This is a genomic window from Bradyrhizobium sp. CCBAU 53415, assembly GCF_028128735.1.
Classification (GTDB): domain Bacteria; phylum Pseudomonadota; class Alphaproteobacteria; order Rhizobiales; family Xanthobacteraceae; genus Bradyrhizobium.
This window is the reverse complement of record NZ_LBJF01000024.1, coordinates 291,951-304,812: the sequence shown is the minus strand read 5'-3', so window position 1 is coordinate 304,812 and position 12,862 is coordinate 291,951. Positions and strand designations below refer to the sequence as shown.

General features: G+C 63.7%; 10 protein-coding genes. 7 read left to right on the top strand and 3 right to left on the bottom strand.

Annotated features, from left to right (window positions below):
• Positions 1–6 precede the first annotated feature (6 nt).
• Positions 7–927, bottom strand: a complete 921-nt coding sequence (gene metF / locus XH87_RS19720) for a methylenetetrahydrofolate reductase [NAD(P)H] (protein ID WP_271588536.1) — start codon at positions 925–927, stop codon at positions 7–9.
• Positions 928–1,318: 391 nt separating this feature from the next.
• Here metF and XH87_RS19715 point away from each other — a divergent pair, with 391 nt between their 5' ends.
• Positions 1,319–2,332: an LLM class flavin-dependent oxidoreductase gene (locus XH87_RS19715; RefSeq protein WP_271588535.1), complete on the top strand. Its 1,014-nt coding sequence runs from the start codon at positions 1,319–1,321 to the stop codon at positions 2,330–2,332.
• A 169-nt stretch (positions 2,333–2,501) separates the two neighbouring features.
• Here the strand turns inward: XH87_RS19715 and XH87_RS19710 are convergent, their stop codons facing one another.
• Positions 2,502–3,359: a prephenate dehydratase gene (locus XH87_RS19710; protein ID WP_035708772.1), complete on the bottom strand. Its 858-nt coding sequence runs from the start codon at positions 3,357–3,359 to the stop codon at positions 2,502–2,504.
• A 37-nt stretch (positions 3,360–3,396) separates the two neighbouring features.
• Positions 3,397–4,137 (bottom strand): 3-deoxy-manno-octulosonate cytidylyltransferase, encoded by a 741-nt coding sequence (locus XH87_RS19705; RefSeq protein ID WP_271588534.1) that lies wholly within the window; start codon positions 4,135–4,137, stop codon positions 3,397–3,399.
• Between the two features lie 219 nt (positions 4,138–4,356).
• Between XH87_RS19705 and XH87_RS19700 the strand changes: the two genes are divergently transcribed.
• The 6 genes from XH87_RS19700 (at position 4,357) to XH87_RS19675 (ending at position 12,851) form a co-directional block, all read left to right on the top strand.
• The gene (locus XH87_RS19700) at positions 4,357–4,911 is read left to right on the top strand and encodes a c-type cytochrome (protein WP_271588533.1); all 555 of its coding nucleotides are present in this window, start codon (positions 4,357–4,359) and stop codon (positions 4,909–4,911) included.
• A gap of 211 nt (positions 4,912–5,122) precedes the next feature.
• Positions 5,123–7,018, top strand: a complete 1,896-nt coding sequence (locus XH87_RS19695; protein ID WP_271588532.1) for an extracellular solute-binding protein — start codon at positions 5,123–5,125, stop codon at positions 7,016–7,018.
• 14 nt (positions 7,019–7,032) lie between these two features.
• On the top strand, positions 7,033–8,919 hold the full coding sequence (locus XH87_RS19690; protein ID WP_271588531.1) for an extracellular solute-binding protein: 1,887 nt from the start codon (positions 7,033–7,035) through the stop codon (positions 8,917–8,919).
• A 2-nt stretch (positions 8,920–8,921) separates the two neighbouring features.
• Positions 8,922–10,031, top strand: a complete 1,110-nt coding sequence (locus XH87_RS19685) for a microcin C ABC transporter permease YejB (protein WP_035708761.1) — start codon at positions 8,922–8,924, stop codon at positions 10,029–10,031.
• Positions 10,031–11,209 carry an ABC transporter permease gene (locus XH87_RS19680; RefSeq protein WP_271588530.1) on the top strand — a complete coding sequence of 393 codons (1,179 nt, stop codon included), beginning with the start codon at positions 10,031–10,033 and terminating at the stop codon, positions 11,207–11,209. The genes XH87_RS19685 and XH87_RS19680 overlap by 1 nt, the downstream gene beginning before the upstream one ends.
• Positions 11,210–11,213: 4 nt before the next feature.
• Positions 11,214–12,851: an ABC transporter ATP-binding protein gene (locus XH87_RS19675; RefSeq protein ID WP_271588529.1), complete on the top strand. Its 1,638-nt coding sequence runs from the start codon at positions 11,214–11,216 to the stop codon at positions 12,849–12,851.
• Positions 12,852–12,862: the final 11 nt, after the last annotated feature.

The window sequence follows — 12,862 nt, the reverse complement described above, 5'->3', positions numbered from 1 at the left end:
CTGATCTTACGCAGCCTTCTTGGCGGTCTTGGCGCGAATGCCGAGCAAATGGCTGATCGCGAATACGAGATCGGCGCGGTTCATGGTGTAGAAGTGGAAGGTGTCGACGCCGTGCTTGGCGAGTTTCTGAACCTGCCCGGCCGCGACGGTCGCCGCCACCAGCTTGCGGGTCTCGGCGTCGTCGTCGAGGCCTTCAAATTTCGCGGCGAACCAGTCCGGCACGGTGGTGCCGGCGCGGGTGACGAAATTGCGCGCCTGCTTGAAATTGTGCATGGGCATGATGCCCGGCACAATCGGGATGTCGATGCCGCGGGCACGGACGCGATCCAGATAGCGGAAGTAGAGGTCGTTATCGAAGAACACCTGCGTGATCGCGCGCGTCGCACCCGCATCGACCTTGGCCTTGAGCGTGTCGATGTCGGCATCGAAGTCGCGCGCCTCGGGATGCTTCTCGGGATAGGCCGACACGCTCACTTCGATATCGCCGTGCCGCTTCTTGATCCCCGCGACGAGCGCGGCCGAGCTCTGGTAGCCGTCGGGATGGCTCGAATAGGGCGTGCCGATGCCGCCGGCGGGGTCACCGCGCAAGGCCACGATATGGCGGACGCCGACTTCGTGATAGCGGTCGACGATCTCGTCGATTTCGCCGCGCGAGGCGCCGACGCAGGTCAGATGCGCCGCCGGCAGCAGCGCGGTCTCCTTGAGGATGCGGGCGATGGTGGAATGGGTGCGCTCGCGGGTCGAGCCGCCGGCGCCATAGGTCACCGAGACGAATTTCGGCTCGAGCGGGGCGAGCCGGTTGATAGTGTCCCAGAGATTCCGCTCCATCTCCTCGGTCTTGGGCGGAAAGAACTCGAAGGAGATCGCAGGCTGCTTCAGGTGCCGTTCCTGCCCGTCGGCTCGGACAGGCGTCGTCAGGTCGGTCATGGCACCACTCGCTCCAAGGGTCTCGCTCAGCCACGGCGGCCGGCAGCCGCATCCAGGTCCGGCAGTTCAAGATAGGGCAAAGTCGGTTGGATCGACAGCCCATCAACGATGGGAAGTGGCCCACTTAGACCAGCAAATGCCCGATTTACTCAAGATCGACCGTTTTGAGTGGGAAGATGGTATTTTGACAGTTACCTCTATAATTTCATATGATTAATAACAATTTGGGTGGCATCGAGCGTCCTGATCCGACGTGGGCAGAATGGAAAGGGGTGTTGTCACGATTGTCCTTATCCCATCGCGGCAGGTCGACCCGGCGTGCGGCCGCACACGTCAGACCCGCGCGGCTAGCCCATTGCCGCCGCGCCGCCCTCCGCTACGTTAACGCGCCATGATTCCGCTCTCAGTCCTCGACCTCTCCGTGGTCACCACCGGCACCAAGCCGGCGGCGGCGCTGCGCAACAGCATCGATCTGGCGCGCCACGTCGATGGGCTCGGCTATGCCCGCTACTGGCTCGCCGAGCATCACAACCTCGCCTCCGTCGCGAGCCCCGCGCCCGACGTGATGATCGGGCAGATCGCGGCGGTGACGAAGCACCTCCGTGTCGGCTCCGGCGGGGTGATGCTGCCCAATCACGCGCCGTTGGTGGTGGCCGAGCGCTTCAAGATGCTGGAAGCGCTGTTTCCCGGCCGGATCGACCTTGGTCTCGGCCGCGCCCCCGGCACCGACGGTGCGACGGCTTACGCGCTCCGCAGTCGCCTCGACCGCCGCGAGGGTGACGATTTCCTGGAGCGGCTGCACGAGTTGATCCTGTGGGAGACCCGCGAATTTCCTGCGGGACACCCCTACAACAACGTCGTCGCCATGCCCGACGACACCAGGCTACCGCCGATCTGGCTGCTTGGTTCCAGCGATTATTCCTCGGAATTGGCCGCCCAAGTCGGCATGGGCTTCGCCTTCGCGCATCATTTCGCATCCCACGATGCAGTCGATGCCATGGTGCATTACCGCAACCGCTTCCAGCCCTCGGCGTGGCGCGCCGCCCCGCATGCGATCCTCGCGATTGCCGTCATCACCGCCGATACCGATCAGGAGGCCGAACGGCTCGCCAGCTCGTTCGATCTCAACCGGCTGCGCCGCGACCGCGGCCAATATCTCCCGCTGCCGAGCGTCGAGGAGGCGCTGGCCTATCCTTACTCCGACGCCGAGCGCACCTCGATCCTGCGCAACCGCTCGCGCCTGTTCGTCGGCAGCCCCGCGACGGTGCGGAGGAAACTGCAGCCGCTGATCGATGCGAGCAAGCCGGACGAGTTGATGGTGATCACCGCCGTGTACGACCACGAGGCGCGCAAGAAATCGTATTCACTGCTGGCGGAGGCGTTCGGGCTTGGAGCAGCGGGGTAGCTTACCCTCCCCTGGAGGGGGAGGGTCGATCGCGCGCCGCGCGAGCGGGGTGGGGTGATCTCTCCACTCGGGCAGTATTCGACGTGGAGAGACCGTCACCCCACCCCGTCTCACATTTCGCTGCGCTCAATGTGAGCCGACCCTCCCCCTCCAGGGGGAGGGTGAGGGATCAATCCTGCGTTTCGCTGAAGGTCGCGCGGAACGGATGTCCCGGATACACGCCGACGATGCGGAATTCGCGCGAGAAGAATTTCAGCTCCTCGATGGCGAAAGCGAGGCCCTTGTCGTCGGGGTGGCCATCGACATCCGCGTAAAACTGCGTGGCGAAGAAATTGCCGTCGACCATGTAGCTTTCGAGCTTGGTCATGTTGACGCCGTTGGTGGCAAAGCCGCCCAGCGCCTTGTAGAGCGCGGCCGGCAAATTGCGCACCCGGAAGACGAACGTCGTGACCAGCGGTCCGGAGCCTTGCGCAGCCCATTTCGGCTCACGCGCCAGCACCACGAATCGCGTGGTGTTATGCGCCTCGTCCTCGATGTCCTCGGCGAGGATGTCGAGGCCGTAGATCTTTGCGGCAAGGCGCGAGGCGATCGCGGCCACCGTCTTGTCCTTGCGCTCGGAGATGTCGCGGGCGCTGCCGGCGGTGTCGGCGTGCACGATCGGCTTGACGCCGAGCTTGCGGATGATGCGCCGGCACTGGCCGAGCGCGTGCACGTGGCTCTCGACGCTCTTGATGTCTTCGAGCTTGGTGCCCTTCACCGCCATCAGTTGATGCCGAACCGGCAAGAACCATTCGCCGATGATGAAGAGGCCGGAGGCCGGCAGGAGGTGGTGGATGTCGGCGACGCGGCCGGCGACCGAATTCTCGATCGGGATCATGCCGAGATCGGCCTCGCCCGACGAGATCGCCGACAGCGCGTCCTCGAAGGTGGCGCAGGGCATCGGTTCGGCGTCGGGATAGGCCTCGACGATGGCGATGTGGGAATTGGCCCCGGGCTCGCCCTGGAATGCGATCTTCATCTTGCTCATGTCTTAAAGTGCTCCTGGTCGGCCTTGTAACAGCGGCTCAGGATTTGGAAAGGATGCTGCGGGCGGTCTCAAGATCGGGCGGCGTGTCGACGCCGCGGGGCACGCTGTCGACGATCATGATGTCGATGCGCATGCCGGCTTCCACCGCCCGGAGCTGTTCCAGGCTTTCCTGGCGTTCCAGGGGCGAGGGCGGCAGCAACACGAAGCGCTCCAGAGCCGCGCGGCGGTAAGCATAGAGGCCGATGTGGTGGTAACGCGGTCCGTTGCCATAAGGGGCGGTGGCGCGGGTGAAATAAAGTGCGCGCAGCCGCTTCGGCCCGATCGGCGAACCGATGGCCTTCACGACGCTCGGGGCGAGGTCTTCCTCCTCGGTGTGGATTTCCGAGGCCAAAGTCACGATATCGACCGCGGGGTCGGCAAAGGGTGGCAGCACCTCGCGGATGGTCTGCGGCGTGATGGTCGGGAAATCACCCTGCAGGTTGATCACGATCTCGGCCTTGCCCTCGGGATCGAGCTTCTGCATGGCCTCGTGGATGCGGTCCGAGCCGGAGGGGTGGTCGGCGCGGGTCATCACGGCCTCGCCGCCATGGGCGGTGACGACGGATGCGATCTCCGGCGTGTCGGTTGCGACCGCGACCCGGCCGATGGCAGCGGCCTCGGCGCGACGCAGCACATGCACGATCATCGGAAGGCCGGCGATGTCGGCGAGCGGCTTGCCGGGCAGGCGGGTGGCGGCCATGCGGGCCGGGATCAGCACCAGGATGCGAGGATCGGTCATGAGGTCAAGGGCCTGAAAACGGAGCGTTTTCCGCGCCGGGAAATGGGGTGGGGACGAGCCTGAAGCCGGGTCGCTTATACGGGTTGCCAGACCCCGGGCAAACCGATATCTCAATGGCAAAACTCGGGGAAACAATAAGGAACGTTTGATTCTCCCGAGGCTCGTCCTGGCGGCCGCCCGGCCGCTCGATCCTTCTTGCGGTGTGGGGCCTGGCCGGAAATGGACTCTTTCGAACTCAATAAGATTCTCGGTGCCGTGCTCGGCACCTGTCTCATTCTGCTGGTGACGAGCTTCACCGCGAGCGCTTTGTTCTCGCCCAAGATGCCGGAAAAGCCGGGATTCGAGATCGCCGTCAAGGAAGATGCCGGCCATGGCAAGGAAGGCGGCGCCGCGCCTGCGGCCGCCGAGCCGATCGAAAAGCTGCTCCAGACCGCCTCGGTCGAGAAGGGCGCTGCTGCCGCCAAGAAGTGCGGCGCCTGCCACACGTTTGAGAAGGGTGGCCCGAATCGCGTCGGTCCGAACCTCTACGGCGTTGTCGGCGAGCCAAAGGGCCAGGGCCGCAACGGCTTCAACTTCTCGGCCGCCATGAAGTCCAAGGGCGGCGACTGGACGTTCGAGGATCTCAACAAGTTCATCGCCAATCCCAAGGGCTTCATTCCTGGCACCGCCATGGGCTTCGCCGGTATTCAGAAGGATTCCGAGCGCGCCGATGTCATTGCCTATTTGAACTCTCTGTCGGAGCATCCTCAGCCGCTGCCGACGGCGTCGAAGTAGAGCCTCAAGAACCCGTCTTAAAATATGCGGCCAGGCTGAGAAGCCTGGCCGTTTCCGTATCCGGGCCTCGCGGCGAGTTTATCGGGGCGTTTGGCCGCATCTGACGGGCCGTCCGGCGTTCCAAGATGAGGAAAAAGCAACATATTCGGTCGAAACCTCGCCTATATTGGGAATTTAAAGGAGTAGCCTCCTTCAAGACAGGGATGTTGATTTGGCCATTACCCGACGCGATCTCCTGCTCACCGGCACTGCGGCCGCAGCGCTTCCCGCCCTAGGTTCCGTAGCGGGGCTCCCCGTCGTCGGTGCGGCGCAGGCGGCGAGCGAGTTGCCCTGGCGCCATGCGTTGTCGCTGTTCGGAAAGGTCAAGTACCCCCCCGATTTCAAGCGCTTCGACTACGTCAATCCGGACGCGCCCAAGGGCGGCGTGGCCCGCCAGATCGCCGTCGGCACCTTCGACAATTTCAACATCGTCGTGTCGGGTGTGAAGGGACAGGTCGCCGGTGCCGTCGCCTTCATCTACGAATCCCTCACGACGCCCTCGCTCGACGAAGTCTCGACCGAGTACGGCGCGTTGGCCGAAGCCGTCAGCCATCCCGACGATTTCTCCTTCGTCACCTATCGCTTGCGTCCGCAGGCCAAATGGCACGACGGCAAGCCGGTCACCGCCGATGACGTGATCTTCTCGCTCGATTCCTTCAAGAAGCACCACCCGATGTATTCGGCCTATTACAGCCATGTGGTCCGGGCTGAGAAGGTCGGCGAGCGCGAGGTGAAATTCACATTCGATGCGCCGGGCAATCGAGAGTTGCCGCAGATCGTCGGGCAACTGACGGTGCTGCCGAAGCACTGGTGGGAAGGGACCGACGCGCAGGGCCGCAAGCGCGATGTCTCCGCCACGACGCTCGAGGTGCCGCTCGGTTCGGGCCCCTACAAGATCAAGGAGTTCGTGGCCGGACGTTCCATCGCGCTGGAGCGCGTCAAGGATTATTGGGGCCGCGACTTTGCTGCCAATGTGGGCCGCAACAATTTCGACGAGCTGCGCTACGAATATTTCCGCGACGCCACCGTGGCGATCGAGGCTTTCAAGGCCGACCAGGTCGATTGGCGCACCGAGAACAGCGCGAAAAACTGGGCGACGGCCTACGATTTTCCGGCCGTGACCGAAAAGCGCGTGATCCTCGAGGAGTTCGCAAATCGCAGCTCGGGCGTGATGCAGGCCTTCGTGCCGAATCTGCGCCGCGCCAAGTTCAGCGATCCCCGCGTGCGGCGTGCGCTCAACTACGCGTTCGACTTCGAGGAGATGAACAAGCAGATCTTCTACGGCCAGTACAAGCGCATCAGCAGCTATTTCGACGGCATCGACGAGCTCATGGCCACCGGTCTGCCGCAGGGCAAGGAGCTCGAGATCCTCGAAACCGTCCGCGCCCAGGTCCCGCCCGAAGTCTTCACGAAGCCCTACACCAACCCGGTCGGCGGCAGTCCGGAGGCGGTCCGCGACAATCTGCGCGAAGCGCTACGCCTGTTCAAGGAGGCCGGCTACGAGGTGCGCGACCGTAAGCTGACCGACGTCAAGACCGGCGCCCAGTTCACCCTCGAATTGCTGAACTCGGATCCGAGCTTCGAGCGGATCACGCTGTTCTACAAGCCGTCGCTGGAACGGCTCGGCATCGCCGTCAGCGTGCGGACGGTCGATCCGACCCAGTACGAGAACAGGACGCGCGAGTGGGACTTCGACATCGTCACCAATTCGTGGAGCGAGTCGCAGTCGCCGGGCAATGAGCAGCGCGAATTCTGGTCGTCCAAGACGGCCGACATCCCCGGCTCGCGCAACATCGCCGGCATCAAGAACCCCGCGGTCGACAAGCTGATCGAGCGGGTGATCTACGCCACCGATCGCGACGATCTCGTCGCGGCCACCAAGGCGCTCGACCGCGTGCTGCTGTGGAACCACTACGTCGTGCCGCAATGGACTTATAACAAGGTGCGTACCGCGCGCTGGGATCGCTTCGGCCGGCCGGCGGAGTTGCCGAAGTACGGTCTGTCCGGCTTTCCATTCATCTGGTGGTACGACGCAGACAAGGCCGCGCGGATCGCAAAGAAGTCGTGAAGGACATTCCCCGCATGACGCAGATGTCACGCCGTCACGTGCTGGCCCTGGGTGTCGGCGGCACTCTTGGGATGACGCTTGGCGCGCAGCCGTGGCGTGGTGCGCAGGCATCGGAAGTGGGGAGCGAAGCCCACGGCATCTCGGCGTTCGGGGATCTGAAATATCCCGCCGACTTCCATCATTTCGACTACGTCAATATCGACGCGCCCAAGGGCGGCACGTTCTCGCTGATCCCGTCGGTGCGCGCCTACAATCAGTCCTACCAGACCTTCAACTCGCTCAACGCCTTCATCCTGAAGGGTGACGGTGCGCAGGGCATGGACATGACGTTCGTGCCGCTGATGGTGCGCGCGAACGACGAGCCTGATGCGATGTACGGGCTTGCCGCCAAATCCGTGCAGATCTCGCCGGACAAGCTGGTCTATCGCTTCACGATGCGGCCCGAGGCGAAATTCCATGACGGCAGCAAGCTCACCGCCCACGATGCAGCGTTCTCGTTGACGGCGCTGAAGACCAAGGGCCATCCGCTGATCATCGTGCAGATGCGCGACATGGTCAGTGCGGAAGCGCTCGACGATGCGACGCTCGTCGTCACTTTTGCCAAGGGGCGCGCGCGTGACGTGCCGCTCTATGTCGCTGGCCTGCCGATCTTCTCGAAGGCGTACTACGCATCTCGCCCGTTCGATGAATCGTCTCTGGAGACCCCGCTGGGCTCGGGTCCTTACAAAGTCGGCCAGTTCGAGGTCAATCGCTACATCGAGTATGAGCGGGTGAAGGATTGGTGGGCCGCCGATCTGCCGCCCTGCCGCGGCACCTATAACTTCGACGTCGTGCGGTACGAGTTCTATCGCGACCGCGACGTCGCCTTCGAGGGCTTTACAGGCAGGAATTATCTGTATCGGGAAGAGTTCACCGCGCGCATCTGGGCGACGCGCTATGACTTTGCGGCGGTGAAAGATGGCCGCGTCAAAATGGAGGTCGTGCCCGACGATACGCCGTCCGGCGCGCAAGGCTGGTTCATCAACACGCGACGCGAGAAATTTAGAGATGCTCGTGTACGCGAGGCCCTGATCGATGCTTTCGACTTCGAATGGACCAACAAGACCATCATGTACGGCGCCTATGCCCGGACGGTGTCGCCGTTCCAGAACTCCGATCTCATGGCGAGCAACGGGCCTCCTTCGCAGGAAGAGCTGAGGCTGCTCGAGCCCTTCCGCGGTCAGGTTCCCGACGAAGTGTTCGCTGCGCCGTTTACGCCTCCGGTCTCGGACGGCTCCGGGCAAGACCGCAGCCTGTTGCGCAAGGCGCAGCAACTGCTGAACGAAGCCGGCGTACCGATCAAGGACGGCAAGCGGGTGCTGCCGAACGGCGAGGTGTTCAGGATCGAGTTCCTGCTGGACGAGCCTTCGTTCCAGCCGCACCACGCACCCTACATCAAGAATCTCGCGACGCTCGGCATCGAAGCGAGCATCCGCCTCGTCGATGCTGTGCAGCACAAGGCGCGCCAGGAAGATTTCGACTTCGACATGACGATCCAGCGCTTCAGCATGTCGGCAACGCCGGGCGATGCCATGCGCGCGTTCTTCTCGTCGCAGGTCGCGGCGACCAAGGGCTCGTACAATCTCGCGGGCGTCGCCAGCCCGGCCATCGACGCCATGATCGAGAAAATCATGGCGGCCGACAGCCGCGAAGAGCTGACCGTCGCCTGCCGCGCCTTCGATCGGCTGTTCCGCGCCGGCCGCTATTGGGTGCCGCAATGGTATAACAAGACGCACCGGCTGGCTTATTGGGATCAGTTCGGCCATCCACCGAGGCTGCCGCGTTATGCCAACGGCGTCGGCGCCCCCGACATCTGGTGGCATGAATCCGCCAAGGCGGCCAAACTCGAGCAGGCAAAATAGCGATGAGCGCCTATATCGCCCGCCGCATCCTCCTGATGATTCCGACCCTGCTCGGAATCCTGTTCGTCTCCTTCGTCGTCGTGCAGTTCGCGCCGGGTGGCCCGGTCGAGCGCGTGATCGCGCAGCTCTCGGGCGCCGATACCGGCGGCACGTCGCGCATTTCGGGCGGCGGCGACTTCGCGCAGCGTGCGCCGGGCCAGGTCGGTGCCGGCGGCGATGCCATCAACTCCAAATATCGCGGCGCGCAGGGGCTCGACCCTGATTTCATCAAGAAGCTGGAGGTGCAGTTCGGCTTCGACAAGCCGGCACCGGAGCGCTTCGCGCTGATGGTCTGGAATTTCGCCCGCTTCGATTTCGGCAAGAGCTATTTCCGCGACGTCAGCGTGATCCAGCTCATCAAGGAGAAGCTGCCGGTCTCGATCTCGCTCGGCCTCTGGCTGACGCTGATCACCTATCTGATCTCGATCCCGCTCGGCATCCGCAAGGCGGTGAAGGACGGCACGCGCTTCGACACCTGGACATCGACCATTCTCGTGCTGGGCTATGCCATTCCCGGCTTTCTGTTCGCAATCCTGCTGATCATCCTGTTTGCCGGCGGCTCCTTCTTCAACTGGTTCCCGTTGCGCGGACTGACCTCGGACGGCTGGTCGCAGTTTCCCTGGTACTGGAAGATCATCGATTATTTCTGGCATCTGACGCTGCCGCTGATCGCCATGGGACTAGGTGCCTTCACCACCATGACGTTCCTGACCAAGAACTCGTTCCTGGACGAGATCCGCAAGCAATACGTCATGACCGCGCGTGCCAAGGGCTGCAGCGAGAACCGGGTGCTCTACGGCCATGTCTTCCGCAATGCGATGCTGATCGTGATCGCCGGCTTCCCCGGGACCTTCATCCACGCCTTCTTCTCGGGCTCGCTTCTGATCGAGACCATCTTCTCGCTGGACGGGCTGGGGCTGCTCAGCTTCGAGAGCGTGCTCAACCGCGACTATCCCGTGGTGTTCGGCACGCTCTACATCTTCTCGCTGGTCGGCCTCGTGATCAACCTGGTCTCCGACCTGACCTATATGTGGATCGACCCCCGGATCGATTTCGAGGCGCGGGAGGTCTGATGACGATCACCGCTCCGACGCCGATCGAAACCACCGCGACGTCGCCGCTCGGCGATGCCGTTCCGATCGCGCGCAAGCCGTTCGCCCCATCACCGCTTAACAAGCGGCGATGGCAGAACTTCAAGGCCAACCGGCGCGGCTACTGGTCGTTCTGGATATTCATTGCCCTGTTCGTGATCTCGCTGTTCGCGGAGCTGATCGCCAACGATCGTCCCTTCCTGATCAAGGTCGACGGTCATCTGTATTGGCCGGCCTTCGTCACCTATTCGGAGACGACTTTCGGCGGCGACTTCGAGACGGCCGCCGACTATCGCGATCCCTATCTGCAGAAGCTGATCAAGGACAAGGGCGGCAGCATCGTCTGGCCGCTGATCCGTTATTCCTACGACACGCACAATCTCGACCTGCCGACGCCGGCGCCGTCGCCGCCCACCTGGATGTTGACGGAAGCGCAATGCAAGCCAGTGGTCGAGAAGAAGGGGCTGAAGAGCTGCCGCGACCTCGAATACAACTGGCTCGGCACTGACGATCAGGGGCGCGACGTGGTGGCGCGGCTGATCTACGGCTTCCGCATCTCCGTGCTGTTCGGCCTCTGCCTCACCATCGTCTCGTCCGTCATCGGCATCGCGGCGGGGGCGGTGCAAGGCTATTTCGGCGGGCGGGTCGATCTCATCTTCCAGCGCTTCATCGAGATCTGGACGGCGATTCCCTCGCTCTACCTTCTCCTGATTTTGTCCTCGGTGCTCGTGCCCGGCTTCTTCGTGCTGCTCGGCATCCTGCTGCTGTTCTCCTGGGTCTCGCTGGTCGGTCTCGTGCGGGCCGAATTCCTGCGCGGGCGCAATTTCGAATATATCCAGGCGGCGCGGGCGCTCGGTGTCTCCAACCCGGTCATCATGTTCCGCCACCTGCTGCCGAATGCGATGGTCGCGACCATGACCTTCCTGCCATTCATCGTGTCTTCGTCGGTGATGACGCTGACGGCGCTCGATTTCCTCGGCTTCGGCCTGCCGCCGGGATCGCCTTCGCTCGGCGAATTGCTATCCCAGGCGAAATCCAATGTGCAGGCCCCCTGGCTCGGCTTCTCCGGCTTCTTCTCGGTCGCGATCATGCTGTCCCTTCTGATCTTCATCGGCGAAGCCGTGCGCGACGCCTTCGATCCGCGCAAGACGTTCAGGTGAGGCCATGGACGCGATCAACCAGCCCCTGCTCAGCGTGCGCGATCTTTCGGTGGCCTTCCACCAGGGCGGCGCCACCACGCTCGCGGTCGACGAGGTCTCGTTCCAGATCAAGCGCGGCGAATGCGTGGCGCTGGTCGGCGAGTCCGGCTCCGGCAAATCGGTCAGCGCGCTCTCGATCCTGAAGCTGTTGCCTTATCCGAACGCCTCGCATCCCTCGGGCAGCATCCGCTTCAAGGGACAGGAGCTGATCGACCGCTCCGAGCGGGAGATGCGCGAGATTCGCGGCAGCGACATCTCGATCATCTTCCAGGAGCCGATGACCTCGCTCAATCCGCTGCACACGATCGAGGCGCAGATCGGCGAGATCATCCAGCTGCACAATCCGACCAGCAATGGCGAGGCGCGCAGGCGGACGCTGGAGCTGCTGACGCAGGTCGGCATTCCCGATCCGGAGACGCGGCTGAAGAGCTATCCGCACCAGCTCTCCGGCGGCCAGCGGCAGCGCGTGATGATCGCGATGGCGCTCGCCAACGAGCCGGACCTTCTGATCGCGGACGAGCCGACGACGGCGCTCGACGTTACCGTGCAGGCGCAGATCCTGGCGCTGCTCGCCGAGATCCGCGCGCGGCTCGGCATGAGCCTGCTGTTCATCACGCACGACCTCGGCATCGTGCGCCGCATCGCCGACACCGTCTGCGTCATGAAGGGCGGCAGGATCGTCGAGCAGGGACCGGTCGAGCAGGTGTTCAAGAGCCCGAAGCATCCCTACACGCGCGATCTGCTGGCGGCCGAGCCGAAGCCCGACCCGGCGCCGCCGCAGCCGGACGCGCCGGTCGTTATGTCGACCGATGATCTGAAAGTGTGGTTTCCGATCAAGCGCGGCCTGATGCGCAAGACGGTCGGCCACATCAAGGCGGTCGATGGTGTCAGCGTCGCCGTGCGCAAGGGCGAGACGCTCGGCGTCGTCGGCGAATCCGGCTCGGGCAAGACCACGCTGGGACTCGCTCTGCTGCGGCTGATCTCCTCGAACGGGCGCATCGTATTCTTGGGGAACGACATCCAGGGCCTGCGCTTCCAGGAGATGCGGCCGTTCCGTCGCGACATGCAGATCGTGTTCCAGGATCCGTTCGGTTCGCTCAGCCCGCGCATGTCTGTCGCCGACATCATTGCCGAAGGTCTCTCCGTGCACCAGCCGAAGCTGTCGCGCGAGGAGCGCGAGGCGCGCGTCGTCAAGGCGCTCGAGGATGTCGGGCTCAACCCGGAGACGCGCTTCCGCTATCCGCATGAATTCTCCGGCGGCCAGCGCCAGCGCATCAGCATCGCGCGCGCGGTGGTGCTGGAGCCGGATTTCGTCGTGCTGGACGAGCCGACCAGCGCGCTCGACATGCTGTTCCAGGCGCAGATGGTCGATCTCCTGCGCGAGCTCCAGCGCAAGCGCGATCTCACCTACATGTTCATCTCGCACGATCTGCGCGTCGTCGCCTCGCTCGCCAGCCATCTGATCGTGATGCGCGGCGGCAAGGTGGTCGAGGAGGGGCAGGCTACCGAGCTGTTCAAGAATCCGAAGACGGATTACACGCGCGCGCTGTTCGCGGCCGCGTTCCGGCTGGAAACTGCCGGGAATGGCTCGGTGGCGACGTAGGAACTGCCGTC

What these genes read in the sequence shown, in the direction of transcription:
- XH87_RS19675 (WP_271588529.1), top strand. Translation starts at nt 11,214, where the DNA reads ATGGACGCGATCAACCAGCCCCTGCTCAGCGTGCGCGATCTTTCGGTG.
- XH87_RS19685 (WP_035708761.1), top strand. Translation starts at nt 8,922, where the DNA reads ATGAGCGCCTATATCGCCCGCCGCATCCTCCTGATGATTCCGACCCTG.
- XH87_RS19710 (WP_035708772.1), bottom strand. Translation starts at nt 3,359, where the DNA reads ATGAGCAAGATGAAGATCGCATTCCAGGGCGAGCCCGGGGCCAATTCC.
- XH87_RS19705 (WP_271588534.1), bottom strand. Translation starts at nt 4,137, where the DNA reads ATGACCGATCCTCGCATCCTGGTGCTGATCCCGGCCCGCATGGCCGCC.
- metF (WP_271588536.1), bottom strand. Translation starts at nt 927, where the DNA reads ATGACCGACCTGACGACGCCTGTCCGAGCCGACGGGCAGGAACGGCAC.
- XH87_RS19690 (WP_271588531.1), top strand. Translation starts at nt 7,033, where the DNA reads ATGACGCAGATGTCACGCCGTCACGTGCTGGCCCTGGGTGTCGGCGGC.
- XH87_RS19715 (WP_271588535.1), top strand. Translation starts at nt 1,319, where the DNA reads ATGATTCCGCTCTCAGTCCTCGACCTCTCCGTGGTCACCACCGGCACC.
- XH87_RS19700 (WP_271588533.1), top strand. Translation starts at nt 4,357, where the DNA reads ATGGACTCTTTCGAACTCAATAAGATTCTCGGTGCCGTGCTCGGCACC.
- XH87_RS19680 (WP_271588530.1), top strand. Translation starts at nt 10,031, where the DNA reads ATGACGATCACCGCTCCGACGCCGATCGAAACCACCGCGACGTCGCCG.